The 15,071-nt window shown below is 61.2% G+C and carries 17 protein-coding genes and 1 tRNA gene; 11 read left to right on the top strand and 7 right to left on the bottom strand.

What is annotated here, in order from left to right; genetic code table 11:
- Nucleotides 1–94: 94 nt before the first annotated feature.
- From PUQ42_RS00985 to PUQ42_RS00975, 3 genes are all read right to left on the bottom strand, one after another.
- Nucleotides 95–637 (bottom strand): DUF4251 domain-containing protein, encoded by a 543-nt coding sequence (locus PUQ42_RS00985; protein WP_273370130.1) that lies wholly within the window; start codon nucleotides 635–637, stop codon nucleotides 95–97.
- Nucleotides 638–766: 129 nt separating this feature from the next.
- Complete coding sequence (gene uvrA / locus PUQ42_RS00980; protein WP_273370127.1) at nucleotides 767–3,583, bottom strand: excinuclease ABC subunit UvrA; 2,817 nt, start codon at nucleotides 3,581–3,583, stop codon at nucleotides 767–769.
- Between the two features lie 97 nt (nucleotides 3,584–3,680).
- The gene (locus PUQ42_RS00975; RefSeq protein ID WP_122120647.1) at nucleotides 3,681–4,457 is read right to left on the bottom strand and encodes a nitrilase-related carbon-nitrogen hydrolase; all 777 of its coding nucleotides are present in this window, start codon (nucleotides 4,455–4,457) and stop codon (nucleotides 3,681–3,683) included.
- A gap of 177 nt (nucleotides 4,458–4,634) precedes the next feature.
- Between PUQ42_RS00975 and PUQ42_RS00970 the strand changes: the two genes are divergently transcribed.
- The 4 genes from PUQ42_RS00970 (at nucleotide 4,635) to PUQ42_RS00955 (ending at nucleotide 7,344) form a co-directional block, all read left to right on the top strand.
- Nucleotides 4,635–5,495, top strand: coding sequence for a CvfB family protein (locus tag PUQ42_RS00970; protein ID WP_087309199.1), 861 nt, complete (start codon nucleotides 4,635–4,637; stop codon nucleotides 5,493–5,495).
- 12 nt (nucleotides 5,496–5,507) lie between these two features.
- Nucleotides 5,508–6,272 (top strand): class I SAM-dependent methyltransferase, encoded by a 765-nt coding sequence (locus PUQ42_RS00965; RefSeq protein ID WP_273370121.1) that lies wholly within the window; start codon nucleotides 5,508–5,510, stop codon nucleotides 6,270–6,272.
- Nucleotides 6,273–6,586: 314 nt separating this feature from the next.
- Nucleotides 6,587–6,808, top strand: a complete 222-nt coding sequence (locus PUQ42_RS00960; RefSeq protein ID WP_009597992.1) for a DUF2795 domain-containing protein — start codon at nucleotides 6,587–6,589, stop codon at nucleotides 6,806–6,808.
- 119 nt (nucleotides 6,809–6,927) lie between these two features.
- Entirely contained in the window at nucleotides 6,928–7,344 is a 417-nt protein-coding gene (locus tag PUQ42_RS00955) for an EamA family transporter (RefSeq protein ID WP_087309197.1), read from the top strand.
- Between the two features lie 90 nt (nucleotides 7,345–7,434).
- Here PUQ42_RS00955 and PUQ42_RS00950 read toward each other — a convergent pair whose 3' ends face one another.
- The 3 genes from PUQ42_RS00950 to PUQ42_RS00940 are packed head-to-tail and all read right to left on the bottom strand — an operon-like array spanning nucleotide 7,435 to nucleotide 9,786.
- Entirely contained in the window at nucleotides 7,435–7,986 is a 552-nt protein-coding gene (locus tag PUQ42_RS00950) for a cob(I)yrinic acid a,c-diamide adenosyltransferase (protein ID WP_087309196.1), read from the bottom strand.
- Nucleotides 7,983–8,495: a hypothetical protein gene (locus PUQ42_RS00945; RefSeq protein WP_122120641.1), complete on the bottom strand. Its 513-nt coding sequence runs from the start codon at nucleotides 8,493–8,495 to the stop codon at nucleotides 7,983–7,985. The genes PUQ42_RS00950 and PUQ42_RS00945 overlap by 4 nt, the downstream gene beginning before the upstream one ends.
- Before the next feature lie 19 nt (nucleotides 8,496–8,514).
- Entirely contained in the window at nucleotides 8,515–9,786 is a 1,272-nt protein-coding gene (locus PUQ42_RS00940; protein WP_087309194.1) for a BaiN/RdsA family NAD(P)/FAD-dependent oxidoreductase, read from the bottom strand.
- An 88-nt stretch (nucleotides 9,787–9,874) separates the two neighbouring features.
- Between PUQ42_RS00940 and PUQ42_RS00935 the strand changes: the two genes are divergently transcribed.
- From PUQ42_RS00935 to PUQ42_RS00910, 6 genes are all read left to right on the top strand, one after another.
- Entirely contained in the window at nucleotides 9,875–10,810 is a 936-nt protein-coding gene (locus tag PUQ42_RS00935; protein WP_273369938.1) for a transcription antitermination protein NusB, read from the top strand.
- A 373-nt stretch (nucleotides 10,811–11,183) separates the two neighbouring features.
- Entirely contained in the window at nucleotides 11,184–11,483 is a 300-nt protein-coding gene (locus PUQ42_RS00930; RefSeq protein ID WP_087309192.1) for a DUF1573 domain-containing protein, read from the top strand.
- Between the two features lie 90 nt (nucleotides 11,484–11,573).
- Nucleotides 11,574–11,894: a preprotein translocase subunit YajC gene (gene yajC / locus PUQ42_RS00925; RefSeq protein ID WP_162992884.1), complete on the top strand. Its 321-nt coding sequence runs from the start codon at nucleotides 11,574–11,576 to the stop codon at nucleotides 11,892–11,894.
- Nucleotides 11,895–12,058: 164 nt separating this feature from the next.
- The gene (locus PUQ42_RS00920; protein ID WP_087309191.1) at nucleotides 12,059–12,307 is read left to right on the top strand and encodes a TIGR03905 family TSCPD domain-containing protein; all 249 of its coding nucleotides are present in this window, start codon (nucleotides 12,059–12,061) and stop codon (nucleotides 12,305–12,307) included.
- 112 nt (nucleotides 12,308–12,419) lie between these two features.
- Entirely contained in the window at nucleotides 12,420–12,680 is a 261-nt protein-coding gene (locus tag PUQ42_RS00915) for a GlsB/YeaQ/YmgE family stress response membrane protein (RefSeq protein WP_087309190.1), read from the top strand.
- 19 nt (nucleotides 12,681–12,699) lie between these two features.
- A complete protein-coding gene (locus tag PUQ42_RS00910; protein ID WP_122120639.1) occupies nucleotides 12,700–12,909 on the top strand; it encodes a hypothetical protein in 210 nt (69 codons plus the stop codon).
- Nucleotides 12,910–13,314: 405 nt separating this feature from the next.
- Here PUQ42_RS00910 and PUQ42_RS00905 read toward each other — a convergent pair.
- A tRNA-Gln gene (locus PUQ42_RS00905) sits at nucleotides 13,315–13,385 on the bottom strand.
- A 136-nt stretch (nucleotides 13,386–13,521) separates the two neighbouring features.
- Between PUQ42_RS00905 and nhaD the strand changes: the two genes are divergently transcribed.
- Nucleotides 13,522–14,868 (top strand): sodium:proton antiporter NhaD, encoded by a 1,347-nt coding sequence (gene nhaD, locus PUQ42_RS00900; protein ID WP_273369936.1) that lies wholly within the window; start codon nucleotides 13,522–13,524, stop codon nucleotides 14,866–14,868.
- Nucleotides 14,869–15,071: the final 203 nt, after the last annotated feature.

The raw sequence follows: 15,071 nt of genomic DNA, 5'->3' as shown, positions 1-15,071 counted from the left end.
ACCTATGTGAGAAAGTAACGCCTCCCAGCACCGCAAAAAAACGGACTGCAGCCAGACTGCAGTCCGTTTTTTGTACACCGGCAGCCCCTCCGGATCAGTAGAGCTGCGAGATCGTCCCCGAATACTGGACGGGATTGTACCACGGGTTGGTGATCGTCAGGTTGGCCCCGCCCGTCTGCGAGAAGATCTCGAACGTAAACGTATAGGTCGAGGCCGTGAACAGCGACGTCGAGAAGGTTACCATCCACCCCTCGTGGGTCTGTTCGGTCGTGTAGCCCTGTACGCTGGGAACCGTACAGTTCAGAACCGTCGTGTAGTAGGGAGGAACGTACCCCTTTACGTACGGGAGACAGATGTCCACCGTCTCGTCCCAGATCCCCACGTTGAAGGTCGGGTTCATGATCTGGCGAAGCGGCCCGGCCGGCTGGCGCTGCATGGTCTGCGGGTTGAACTGGAAGTTGCGCGACAGAATGATCGAATCCATCGTCTTCTGGTAGTTGGCCAGGCGCTCGGCCCGACGCTGCTCGCGCACCTCGCGCTGCTCCTGTTTCGGCGACAAGACCTTCTTCTGTCCAATCACGGCGACGGCCCCCGCACACAGCAGAAGGCCAACGAGGATAATGGCTGTTTTTTTCATGGCACGATAAGGTTTGGTTTCGTCCATGCGCGCAAAACCAATGCCGCAATCGCCCCTTCGGCCGCCTCCCAGGCCGCCCTCCCGGCAAAAAAAACCCGGACGCCCATCATGGCGTCCGGGAGCGTTTCCTCAAAGGCCTATTCGCTTCAGGAACTGGCCCGTATAGCTGCGTTCGCACTGCGCCACCTCGTGCGGAGTCCCCTGGGCGACGATCTCGCCGCCGCCTACCCCACCCTCGGGCCCGATGTCGATCAGATGGTCGGCCACCTTCACCACGTCGAGGTTGTGCTCGATGACGATCACCGTATTGCCCCGGTCGACCAGCTTGTTCAGCACCTCCAGCAGCAGGCGGATATCCTCGAAATGGAGGCCCGTCGTCGGCTCGTCGAGAATGTAGAGCGTACGGCCCGTATCGCGTTTCGAAAGCTCGGCCGAGAGCTTGATCCGCTGGCTCTCACCCCCCGACAGCGTCGTGCACGGCTGCCCCAGCGTCAGATAACCGAGCCCCACCTCCTGGATCGCCTTGAGTTTCTGGTAGATCGACGGGATATTCTCGAAGAACTCCACGGCCATGTTCACCGTCATGTTCAGCACGTCGTCGATATTTTTGCCCTTGTAGCGCACCTCGAGCGTCTCGCGGTTGTAGCGGTGGCCGCCGCACGCCTTGCAACGCACGTAGACGTCCGGCAGAAAGTTCATCTCGATGGTCTGCACACCGGCCCCCCGGCACTCCTCGCACCGTCCCCCCTTGACGTTGAACGAAAAGCGCCCCGCCTTGAAGCCCCGGATCTGGGCGTCGGGCGTCAGCTCGAACAGCTTGCGGATGTCCGCGAAGACGTTCGAATAGGTCGCCGGATTCGACCGCGGCGTGCGCCCGATGGGCGACTGGTCGACGACCACCAGTTTGTCGATGTGTTCGATCCCCTCGATCGAGTCGTACTCCAGCGGCTGGTCCAGCGACCGGTAGAGCGCCTTCGAGAGGATCGGACGCAGCGTCTCGTTCACCAGCGTCGACTTGCCCGAACCGCTCACTCCCGTCACGCAGATGAACTTGCCCAGCGGAAAGCTCACCGTCACGTTGCGCAGGTTGTTGCCCCGCGCCCCGCGGAGCGTGATCGACTCGCCCGTTCCCGGCCGCAGCGTCGAAGGAATCTCGATGCGGCGACGGCCCGTAAGGTAGTCGGCCGTGATGGTATTCGCGTGCAGGATGTCGTCGAACGTCCCCGCGGCCACGATGTAGCCGCCGCGGCGCCCCGCCTTCGGCCCCACGTCGACGATGAAATCCGCCGCGCGCATCATGTCCTCGTCGTGTTCGACGACGATCACCGAGTTGCCGGCGTCGCGCAGCTCCTCCAGGCTGCGGATCAGCCGCTGGTTGTCGCGCTGGTGGAGGCCGATCGAGGGCTCGTCGAGGATATAGAGCACGTTGACCAGTTTCGAGCCGATCTGCGTCGCCAGCCGGATGCGCTGGCTCTCGCCCCCCGACAGCGATCGCGACGAGCGTGCCAGCGACAGGTAGCCCAGCCCCACGTCCATCAGGAAGCGCAGCCGCTCGGAGATCTCCTTGACGATCTCCTGCGCAATGCGCCACTCCTTGTCGGTCATCGAGGCGCGGATGGTCGGCACCCACTCCGAAAATTCGGCAATCGACAGGGCCGAAACCTCGGCGATGTTCTTGCCCGCGATGCGGAACTGCAGCGCCTCCTTCTTCAGGCGCGTCCCCCCGCAGACCGAGCACTTGCGGTAGACGAGAAACTGGTCGCGCCATTTCTGCCCGCGTTTCGAGTCGTCATCCTCCGTGCGCCCGATATACTCGGCGACCCCCTCCCACGAGAGGAACTGCCGCCCGCCCGAGGAGCTGAACTCCGAAAGATCGACCGTCAAAGGTTCCGAATCGCCGTAGAGCACGGCGTTCAACGCCTCCTCCGAGAAGCTCTCGATCGGGTCATCGAGCGTAAAGTCGTAGCGGCGCCCCAGCATCTCGAGCGTCGCGAAGAGCATGTTGTTGCGGTATTTGCCCAGCGGCTCGACAGCCCCCTCGCGCAGCGACAGCCGACGGTCGGGGATGATCTTCCCCACGTCGAAGACCGCCTCTTCGCCCAGACCGTTGCAGTGGGGGCAGGCCCCCTTCGGCGAGTTGAACGAGAAGGTGTGCGGCGCCGGATCCTCGAAGGCAATGCCCGTCGTCGGGCACATCAGGTGGCGCGAATAGAAGCGCTGCTGCTCCGTCCCGTAGTCGTAGACGGCCATCGTCCCCTTGCCCTGCCGCATCGACTCCTTGAGCGACGACATCAGCCGCTCGCGCGAATCCTCGCTCACCACCAGCCGGTCGACAACCAGGTCGATCGTGTGGATCTTGTAGCGGTCGAGACGCATGCCGATCGAGATCTCGCGGATCTCACCGTCGATGCGGGCGTAGATATACCCCTTCCTGGCCAGCGATTCGAACAGCTCGCGGTAGTGGCCCTTGCGCCCCTTGACGATCGGCGCCATCAGCGCGATGCGCCGGCCCGAGAACCCCGTCAGGATCAGATCGGCGATCTGGTCGTCGGTATAGTGGACCATCTCCTCGCCCGTCACCGGCGAATAGGCCCGCGACGCCCGCGCGTAGAGCAGGCGCAGAAAGTCGTTGATCTCCGTCACGGTGCCCACCGTCGAACGCGGATTCCTGTTCGTCGTCTTCTGCTCGATGGCGACCACCGGGCTCAGACCCGTGATCTTGTCCACGTCCGGACGCTCCATCGTCCCCACGAACTGACGTGCATAGGTCGACAGCGTCTCCATGTAGCGCCGCTGTCCCTCGGCGTAGATCGTGTCGAAGGCCAGCGACGACTTGCCCGAACCCGAAAGGCCCGTGATGACCACCAGCTTGTGGCGCGGAATCTCCAGATCCACGTTCTTCAGGTTGTGGACCCGCGCACCCTGTATCTTGATCGTTTCCTCCATAATGTGCGTATCGTAGCCCGGGAGGCACACAACCTCCCTCTCCTCCCCGCCCCTCGCGGCGCGGGGAATCGTGCAAAGATACGATATTTTCCGCGATTTATTGCTTCAAAACGAAGTCATCCGCGTCGCGCCACGTCGGGAAGCGCTCCCGGAAGCGGTTCTGCTCGTCGAGCGAAAAGTGGACCGTGCGGCACGCCGCCCCGCGTTCGGGAGCCTCGGCCCGAAAGCGCCCGTAGCAGTCGATGATGGCCGACGAGCCGGCGTAACGTCCCGACGAATCCTCGCCGCAGAAGTTCGTCCCCACGATCCAGGCCTGGTTCTCCAGCGCCCGCGCGCAGAGCAGCGTCCGCCATACGTCGCGCCGCGACTCGGGCCACGCCGCACTGCACAGAATCACGTCGTAATCCCGCCGGCAGCGGCTCCACACCGGAAAGCGCAGGTCGTAGCAGACCAGCAGCAGAAAACGCAGTCCCCGGTATTCGACCACCGTGCGGTCGCTGCCCGGCGTGAAGGGCCCGGTCTCGCCCCCCGGACGGAAGAGGTGGCGCTTGTCGTACCAGGCGAGCTCTCCGCTCGGGTGGGCGAAGAAGAGGCGGTTGCGCAGCGTCGCGCCGTCACGCACGGCCACACTCCCCGCTACGGCCTTGCCGCTTTCGGCCGCCCACCCACGCAGCGCCGAGACAATCTCCCCGTCGGCGGGCTGCGCCACCGCGGTGGCATCCGGGCGGAAGCCCGTGGCAAACATCTCGGGCAGCAGAACCAGATCGCCCGGGGCCCGGAGAACGGCTTCGCCGATGGTTTCGAGCGATTGCGCGGAAACGGTTGCCGCATCGAGCTGCAGCAGGGTCAGATCGAAAATTTCGTCGTTTTTCATAAAATGTTGCTGTTTTTGTCGCCTGGCTCCGGACCTGTGGCCCGGACTCTTGTAAAGGTAACCATTTTCGTCCGAGTTTCCAACTCCCAACGGCCATTTTTCTCGCCTTGTTCCCACCGGAGTTTGCAAACCCACGAAATTAAACGTACTTTTGCACCGGACTATTTCCACCACGTTATGCTCAGAGCCGGATACATGCAAACCCTGACCGTCAGCCGCGTCTCGGACCACGGTCTCTATCTCGCCGACGAAGAGCAGCAGGAGGTCCTGCTGCCTAACCGCTACACCTCGCTCTCCGACAAGGTCGGCGACCAGAAGGAGGTATTCGTCTACCACGACTCCGAGGACCGGCTCGTCGCCACGACCGAAACACCGCTGCTCAAGGTCGGCGAGGTCGGCTATCTGCGCGTCGTCGACAAAACCCCACACGGCGCATTCCTCGACTGGGGCCTCCACGGCAAGGACCTCTTCCTCCCGAACCGCAATCAGCAGGGCGGCGTGCTGGTCGGGCACTCCTACGTCGTCTATCTCTACGAGGATGCCATCACCGGCCGCTGCGTGGCCACCGAAAAGTTCAAGGCCTGGGTCAACAACGACTCTATCACGGTCAAACCCCGCGACGAAGTCTCGCTGCTGGTCGCCTCCGAAAGCCCGATCGGATTCCGCGTCGTGGTCAACAACCGCCATTGGGGAATGATCTACCGAAACCAGATCTTCCGCCCCGTGGCCGTCGGTGACCGTCTCTCAGGTTATGTCAGCCGCATCACCGACGACAACCGCATCGACATCTCCCTCCAGCAGACCGGTTTCGCCCAGGTCAAGGACTCGGCCGAGGTGCTCCTGCGGCTGCTCCGCGAAAACGGCGGATTCCTCCCCCTGAACGACGACTCGTCGCCCGAAGCGGTCAAACACCTGACGCAAATGAGCAAGAAGGTCTTCAAACGCTCGCTCGGCATGCTCCTCAAACGCGGCGCCGTCGTCACCTCCGAGGAGGGCATGCGGCTGGTGGAGAAGCTCCCCGAGAAAGAGAAACATTAACCCCCCCGAAAAATGGCTACGATCAATACCGCCGAAAGGGTCTCGCGCGAAGCTTCGGACAACTTCGTCTTCCAACGTTCGCTGCTCGCCTACCACGCTGCCGCACAACGCATTGCGGGCGATGTGCTCGAGATCGGCACAGGCGCCGGTTACGGAATCGAGGTCGTCGCTCCCCATGCCCGGCGATTCGTCACCCTCGACAAGCACGTTCCGGCCCCTGAACTGCTGGCACGGCCCGACGTCGAGTTCCGGCAGGCCGTCGTTCCGCCGCTGAAGTTCCCCGACGAGTCGTTCGACTGCGTCATCTCGTTCCAGGTCATCGAACACATCCGCGACGACCGGCGCTTCGTCGACGAAATCCACCGCGTACTGCGCCCCGGCGGCCGCTTGATCGTCACCACCCCCAATGCCCCGATGTCGCTCACGAGGAACCCCTGGCACGTACGTGAATACTCCGCCGCAGAGCTCCGGCAGTTGCTCGGCAGCGTATTCAGCCAGGTCGAGGCGCTCGGCGTCTTCGGAAATGACCGCGTCGCGGAGTACTACGAAAAAAACCGCCGCGGTGTCGAACGTGTCACCCGTTTCGATGTGCTCGACCTCCAGCACCGGCTGCCCCGCTGGATGCTCCAGATCCCCTACGACCTGCTCAACCGCCTCAACCGACGCCGGCTCCTGCGCGAAAACAGCGATCTGACCGTCTCCATCCGCATGGACGACTACCGCATTGCGCCCGTGGCCGACGGGTGTTACGACCTCTTCTTCGTCGCCGTAAAATAGGTGTGCAAAACGGTGCGGCCAGCCAGTGGGGAAGGGGCGCGGCTGCACTCCGCCAAGGCTGCTCCACGCCGCTCCACACGTCAGCCTGCACCGCTCAGCAAAACAATCGGTCCCGAAACCTGATTTCGCCGAAAAATGGCCCTAAAAGCACCGCCAGGGCCGTTTTCTGTCCACTTCGTACACACAGGTCTCAAGATTCTGCAATTTTTTTGTTTTTCTCGTTTTTTTTATATTTTTGCAATTCAATCATCGGAAGGCAATCCTCCCGAAAGCGACCAAACTGCTGATTGTTAACAACTTAAAATTTTATAGCTATGTACTGGACGCTGGAATTGGCCTCGAAGCTCGAAGATGCTCCCTGGCCCGCAACAAAAGACGAGTTGATTGACTATGCTGTCCGTTCGGGTGCCCCACTCGAGGTGCTCGAGAATCTTCAGGAGATCGAGGACGAAGGCGAAATATATGAATCCATCGAGGATATCTGGCCCGACTACCCCTCCAAGGACGACTTCTTCTTCAACGAAGAGGAGTATTAGTTCAGAGTCGGAGGCCCCGGTCCCGAAACTTGTCTCGAAAACTGAAATGCGACCCCGCGGGTCGCATTTTTTTCGAACCCTGCCGCCGCCCCCTCCCAAACCTTTAACCATTCGAAACCATGTGGAAATACTATGCCCTGCTCTCGGCCCTGTTCGCCGCTCTGACGGCCATCTTTGCCAAAGTCGGCGTCAGGGAGATCAATTCGGATCTCGCCACAGCTATTCGCACCTCCATCATCCTGATACTGACGTGGGGTATCGTGATTTTCCGGCATCAGGCCGCTGCCATCCGCGAGATCGAAACCCACACGTGGCTCTTCCTCGTCCTCTCGGGAATCGCCACGGGACTCTCCTGGCTCTTCTACTTCAAGGCCCTCCAGACGGGAGACGTGTCGCGCGTCGCCCCCATTGACAAACTGAGCGTGGTCATCACCATCGTCCTGTCGATACTCTTCCTCAAAGAACCCGCATCGCCCCGCGTAGTGGCCGGAGCCCTGCTGATCACCTGCGGAAGCATCATCATGCTGATCAAGTAACCGACGGAAACACCGGCTGAGACTCCGGCAGAAACAAAAAACCGGCATCCGAGGAATGCCGATTTATAAAGAAAAATCCTGCGAAGCGGGTCAGGGGATCCACAGCGTCTCCTCAACGCCGAAATGGACCGTCAGCATCCGCCCCAGCACGTAGAAGTAATCCGACAGCCGGTTCAACCACACCAGCGCCGTCGGGTCAGCCCCGTATTTTGCATCGGCACGCAGCGCCGCCCGCTCCGCCCGGCGGCACACCGTCCGGCAGACGTGACTCCACGACACGGCCGGATGACCCCCCGGAATCGTGAACTTGTCGATCGTCGGAAGCCGGGTCTGCATCGCATCGATCCTCCCCTCAAGCCATGCAATCGCCTCGCCGGACAGCGGCGAGAGTCTCTTACGCCCCTCGCTGTCAGCCGCCAGCAACGCCTCGACCGTCATCAGCCGCGAAAGGATCCGGTTCAGATCGTCGACCGTCGGGGCTAGTGCGGCATCGCCCCGCAGTTGGTCGGTCAACAGCGCCGTGAAGGCCGTCAGTTCGTCCACCGTACCGTAGGCCTCGACCCGTTCGTCGCTCTTCGGGACCCGCTCTCCCCCGATCAGCGAGGTCTGGCCCCGGTCGCCCGTCTTCGTATACACTTTCATAGTCGGAAATGTTGTTTCGGTAAATAATTATTGAATACAAGCAGGTAACCCCGGTTGTCGACCGTCGTCGAGCGGTGGCCCGCCACAATCTGCGCGCAGAGCGCCTGCCGCTCGCGTCCGTCGTAGGGCGACATCACCGCCACGGTATGACCCTCCTCCCGCGCCCGGCGCAGAAGGGCCAGCGTCTCGGCCCGCGGAAGATCCCGCGTGACGATGCACAAATCCGCATCCGCACGATTCATGCCGAAACTCGCATAGCCGCAATGGATCGCCAGATTCTGCAGCTGCACGGCCCGCCGGTGCGGAACGCCGGCCGACAACAGCGTCTCGTAGAGCCGCCGGTCGCCGTCCAGCAGCGTGTGTCGCATGAAAACCTCCCGCACGATATCGTAGACAAAGGGCGAATGGACACCGTGACCCCGGAAATAGCGCGCCCGCGAAAGGCGGTTGCGCAATTCGGCCATCCGTCGCGGAAGGTGCAATGACAAACGGTGTCCGGTAAGTTTCATTCTGTTGCGCCCCCCCCGATTATTTCCTGAGCTGGCCTGCCAGACGCCCCGTCGAAAAGGCAATCTGAAGGTTATAGCCCCCCGTATTGGCATCCAAGTCGAGCACCTCGCCCGCCAGGTAGAGCCCCGGGACCTTCAGCGACTCCATCGTCTGCGGGTTGACCTCGTCGCAGCGGACCCCGCCGGCCGTCGTCACGGCATATTCGAACGGCGCGTAGTCCGAGATCGGAAAGGTCAGCCCCTTCAACGTGCGGATCAGGCGCGTCACCTGTTCGTCCGTAATCTTCGAAACGTAATCCTTCGTGTGGATGTCTATCTCGTGGGCCAGCGGCTGCACCAGCGGCTGCGGAACCAGTTTGCGCAGCAACTCGCCGAAGAACTCCGTCGGGGCCATCTCGGCCCGCTCACGTGCGATGCGGTCGCGCAGCTGCTCTTCGGTCAGCGCCGGCTTGAGGTCGACCACGAGTTTCACCCGATGGCCGTCGATCAGCGCATCAACCGCATCGCGGCTCATCCGCAGCGCCACGGCCCCTTCGATGCCTCGCTCCGAAAAGCCCAGTTCGCCGAACTCCTCGCGGACCGGAGCGTTATCGACGTAAAGCGTCGCCCGCACGTTGCGCAGCAGCAGCTTGTGGAGGTAGCGGACCTGCGGGTGCGACGTCACAAGCGGCGTGAGCGACGGCCGCAACGGTTCGATCGTGTGGCCCAGGTCCGCCGCAAAGGCGTAACCGTCGCCCGTCGACCCCGTGGCCGGATACGAAACACCCCCCGTGGCCAGGATCACCCGCGGAGCCTCCTCCTTGCGCTCAAAGCCCCGCTTGTTGATGTATTTCACCCCGAAGACCCGACCGGCAAGGGTCAGGATCCCCGTCACGCGCGTATCGTAGAGGATCTTCACGCCGTTCTCGACGCAGTAGTCCAGCAGCGCATTGGCGATGTCCCACGCCTTGCCGCTCTTCGGAAAGACCCGTTCGCCGCGTTCAATCTCGAGTTTCACCCCCCGGCGCTCGAAAAAACGGATCGTCGCCCGGTTGTTGAAGGCCGCAAAGGCCGGGGCGAAGAACTCCGCGTTGGTCCGCACCTGCGAGGCAAACTCCTCGGCCGGCCGGGCGTTGGTGACGTTGCAGCGACCCTTGCCCGTTATGCGGACCTTGCGACCCGACTTCTCCATCTTCTCCAGAAGCAGCACCCGATGGCCGTTCTGTGCCGCCGTGCCCGCAGCCATCAGTCCCGCGGCTCCAGCCCCGATGACGATCACGTCGCAGGGTTGTTTTTCTTCATTCTGTTCCATACGCTGCAAAATTAGGAATTTAATGCGAAATTTTTCATTTTTTGCCCCCTTTTCACTACCTTTGCGCCCGAAAAACATCGTTCTAGATATGTTGAGCAGAAGATTACTCCGCATCAAGGTCATCAAGGCCCTCTTCGCACACCTCAAATCGGGAGCCGACAACATGATGGCTTCGGAAAAGACCCTGATGGCCTCCGTGGACAAGGCCTACGACCTCTATTTCCAGATCCTCATCCTGCCCGTCGAGGTCACCCGTTACGCCCAGCAGCGGATCGATATCGCCAAACAGAAGAAACTCCCCACCTACGAGGACCTCAACCCCAATACCAAGTTCGTCGACAACGCCGTCATCCGCATCATCTCCAACAGCGATGCCGTCAACGACCGGATCGCCGCCCGAAAACTCGGCTGGAGCCAATACCCCGAACTCATCCGGACCCTCTACGCGCAGTTCGCCGAAACCCCCGCCTACAAGGAGTACATGCAGCACGACAGCCGCTCGTTCGAGGAGGACAAACAGCTCGTCGAGGAGTTCTTCAAGTCGCTGCAGGAGTCCGACGCCCTCGAAGAGGCCCTCGAGGAGATTTCCCTGCTCTGGAGCGACGACCTGCCCTACATCACCATGATGATCCTGCGCTCGCTCTCAGGCCTGCGCGCCTCCCACTCCGAAATCCGCATCCCGCCCAAATTCAAGAGCGAGGAGGATCCCGAATTCGTCAAGACCCTCTTCGAAAAGGCTCTGGTCAACTACAACTCCTATCAGGACTACATCGAAAAGTTCACCGCAAACTGGGACGTCGACCGAATCGTTTTCATGGACAACCTCATCATCGGTACGGCCATCGCCGAGCTGACCTCCTTCCCCTCGATCCCCGTCAAGGTGACCCTCGACGAGTGGATCGAAATCTCGAAATACTACTCCACGCCCGGCAGCAGCACCTTCATCAACGGCGTGCTCGACAAGATCGTCGCATCGCTCACCGAGGAGGGGCGCATCAAAAAGGCCGGACGCGGTCTGATCTAAATCCTCACGGATCATGCATATGCAGCGATTCCTGATCCGAATCCTTGCCGCCGGCACCATCCTGGCGGCTTTGGCCGCTTGTGGCGGCGCGTCCCGCAAAGCCGGGGCTGCGGCCGGGGCCGAAACGGGGCAAACGGCGGCGGAAGAGACGGCAGGAACAACGGATGGCGTGACGGCGGATGCAGCAACGGGAACCGGAGCGGCGGCAGAAACAACGGATGGTGCGACAGCGGGAACAACGGATGGTGCGGCGGCGGACCACGACGCTCTCCGAGGAAAAGCATCGGCGCAATCCGACGGCAAGAGTCTCGCCCAGCCCGGAAAACGGAAGCCTTTCCGAGGCCGAATCATCGCAATTTCAGACTCGGTGCTTATGCACGGCAGCACGGATACGCTTCGTTTCGGACGCCTCGGATCCGGCGAAATCGCCGTCCTGCGCTTCCAACTCGAAAACACCTCGGCCAAACCTCTGGTCATCCTCTCCACCCAACGCAGCTGCGGCTGCATCTCGCTCGACCATGACGCCCAACCCCTTGCACCCGGCCAGGCCCGAACCCTCGAAATGACATTCGACTCCCGCGGCGAATACGGCTGGCAGCTCAAACGCATGGATCTCATCCTCTCCGGCGCCCGAAAGCCCCTGCGGATCTTCGTCGAGGCCGACATCGAATAAATCCTTGTTTTTTCGACAATATTTTCTATCTTTGTCGCGTTAAGTTTTCCAAACACCCGAAATTTTCACCAAAAAAACCGAATAACCATTATGATTCAATTCCTTCAAACTCCGCCCGTGGAACCGCAGCCCGGATTCATGCAGCAGTACAGTTTCATTATCATGATCGTCCTGATGGTGCTGGTCCTCTGGCTCTTCATGTGGCGACCCGAAGCCAAGCGCCGCAAGCAGATGCAGGCGTTCCGCGACGGCCTCAAAAAGGGTGACAAGATCATCACCGCCGGCGGTATCTACGGTACCGTGAAGGAGATCAAGGAGACGACCCTCCTGATCGAAGTGGACAGCAACGTAACGCTCCGCATCGACAAAAACATGGTCGTTGCCGACAACTCGGATCTCCAGCGTCAGTAATATCCCCGCTCGGATCCCCGACAAGGAGGGCCGCAACTCAGAAGTTGCGGCCCTCTTTCCTTTACCCCTCTGACGGAAAGATCCTCGCTCCGGCACCGGGAGTTGCACGAAGCCCTCCGCTTTCGTATATTTGCAGGCGGAAAACCCAAATAACGATTCATTCCATGATCCGACACATAACCCACCCCTGCCAGGGAACCTGCTCGCGGCAGATCGACATCGATATCGAAGACGGAATCGTCCGCAACGTCTCCTTCACGGGCGGTTGTCACGGCAATACGCAGGGGGTTGCCGCCCTGGTCCGCGGCATGAAGGCCGACGAGGTGATCGCCCGCCTCGAGGGTATCGACTGCCACGGCAAAGGGACCTCCTGTCCCGATCAGCTGGCCCGGGCCCTCAAAACCGGGTGCTGAGCCCCGCTCCGACGGCAAAGCGCTGAAAGGAATGGCTCCGTCCGTCGCCCGGATCCGGTTTCGGAACGGATTTTGCTCCCCTGCGATGCGTAATCAAAAAACGCATCGACCTATGTATTTTATCTGGTATCTTCTGATCGGTCTGGCGGCCGGATGGATCGCCAACCTAATTGTCAAGGGCAGCGGCTCGGGATTATTTGTCAATCTGCTCGTCGGACTCATCGGCGGCATGCTCGGCGGTTGGGTCCTCTCCTGGATCGGGCTCGTTCCCGTCGGAACTCTCGGCAGCCTCGTAACGGCCGTCATCGGCGCCATCCTGCTCTTGTGGATCGCCGCACTGATCTCTCACCGCAAAAAAACAAACCGCAAATAGTCCTCAAACGGACAAGCGCATGAAACAATCCACGCACGACATCTCACGTCCTTCGAACGAAAACGCGAATTCCGCAGAAACGGACCCGGACAATCTCGAAACCATGGCACTCTTCTCCTCCTGCATCGACAGCCGCACCCGCTGCTCCCGAGAAAATCCCGCCGAGGGGTCTCAAACGCAGGAGTGCGACCGGGAGTCCCGGCCGGAAGCGCACAAGAACCGACAATAACCGGCTCCGGCAACTCCGGCAGGGGAAGGATTTCGGCAGGAAGAGGGCGATGTGGCGGTTCCGGCACTGGGTTCCGGCGTCAGACATTGGCCCGGGCATTGACACGGGGGTCCGCCGGCAACGGCTCGGGATCGGGCATCGGCAACGGACTTCGGCAACAGGCTCCGGGCTGTTCCTATTGGCCTCTTCGGGATCGGCGGTCCACGGGTTCGCTCCAAGGCTCCGGGAAACTTTCGGGAAACTTTCGGATGGGTTCCGACAGAGGCTCCTTCCGGATAAAAAGGAGTTCTCACCGCTCCTCCCGAAAGTGGGCCTCCCCTGCCCTCACTCCATTCTCACCCCCCCCTCATCCCTCTTCATCCAAAAAAAGGTGGCCCCTCCTTGCGGATGGCCACCTTTCTCAGGTTGAGCTGCCGGGATTCGAACCCAGAACGACAGAACCAAAATCTGCTGTGTTACCATTACACCACAGCTCAATCTCTTGCTCGAAAGCGGGACAAAGATACGAAATTTTTTCCAATTCCAAAGCCCGGTTTCAAAAAAAGCCCGGTTTCAAAATCTGGAACCTCTGGCCCGCTCCTCCGGACCCCAAACCTTCACCACCACGACAGCATGATCACCTCCATGGCTCTGCTCTTCGCGATCGGATATCTCCTGATCGCTCTCGAGCACAAAACACATATCGACAAATCAGCCATCGCCCTGCTGATGGCCGGCGGAATCTGGACCCTGCTCAGTCTCGCCGGAAACGACCCCTCGATCCAGCAGCAACTCGTCGAACAACTGGGCGACACGTGCGAAATCCTCGTCTTCCTGATCGGAGCCATGACCATCGTCAACCTCATCGACTCCTACGGCGGATTTGTCGTCATCACCGACCACATCTCCACCCGAAACCATCGCAAACTCCTCCTCATCGTCGCCGCAGTCGCCTTCCTGCTCTCGGCCGCGCTCGACAACATGACCACCACGATCATTCTGGTAATGCTCGCCAGGCGGCTGATCGCCGATCCGCGCGAACGCCGGATCTTCGCCTCGGTGATCGTCATCGCCGCAAACAGCGGCGGAGCCTGGTCGCCCATCGGTGACGTGACGACCATCATGCTCTGGATGCGGGGAAATGTCACCGCCGCCCGGCTCGTCGCGGCACTGCTGCTGCCCTGTCTGGTCTCGGTCGCCCTCCCCACGCTGCTCGCCATGCGTTTCATCACCCCGGGCAGCACCCCCGCTCCGCAACCTCTCCCGAACGTCTGTCCTCCCTATATCGGCCCTCGGCTGCGGCGCTTCATGCTCCTCGTCGGTGTCCTCAGCCTGCTCTTCGTCCCGCTCTTCAAAAGCCTCACCGGACTGCCCCCCTACATGGGCATGATGATCTCGCTGGGCGCCATGTGGATTCTCTCCGAGGTGATCTACTACCGAAAACGCGCGCTGCGAAATCTCGAGGAGTCGATCCAACCCCGCGTGGCCAAGGTCCTCAAGCACATCGACATGCCGACCATCCTCTTCTTCCTCGGAATCCTTATGGCCGTCGGTGCCCTCGAATCGGCCGGAATGCTCGCGTCGGCTGCCCGCTGGCTCGACCTGCACGTACACGCCGCCTTCCCGATCGCTTCGGTCATCGGTCTGCTCTCGTCGGTGGTCGACAATGTCCCGCTGGTGGCCGCCTGCATGGGCATGTATCCCGTGGCTGATGCCGCCGCGGTGGCCGCGGCGGCCGATCCCGCCTTTGCCCGGGCATTCCTCCCCGACGGCCTCTTCTGGCATCTGCTGACCTACTGCGCCGGCGTCGGCGGCAGTCTGCTCATCATCGGTTCGGCCGCCGGTGTCGTCGCCATGGGACTCGAAAGAATCTCCTTCGGATGGTATGCCCGCCATATCTCGCTCCTGGCTCTGGCCGGATATGCCGCCGGAATCGGCGTCATCTGGATCGAACACCTCTGGTTCGGATTCGGCGGATAACCTCCATCGGAAAACGCCCGCCGGAAAGTCTCCTCCCCGATCCGTCTGCTCCCGGAAAGAGGGAGGGTGACCGCCCCGAGAACAGACAAGGCAACCCCGAGAACAGACAGGGTACCACCCCCGGAAAACAGACAGGGTACCACCCCCGGAAAACAGACAGAGTGACCGCCCCAAGGGGCAGCCACCCTGTTTGCCGTACGGCA

Origin of the sequence: Alistipes megaguti (assembly GCF_944320325.1) — a bacterium.
Lineage (GTDB): Bacteria > Bacteroidota > Bacteroidia > Bacteroidales > Rikenellaceae > Alistipes > Alistipes megaguti.
The sequence above is the reverse complement of the archived record's forward strand: the minus strand, read 5'-3'. Positions and strand labels throughout refer to the sequence as shown.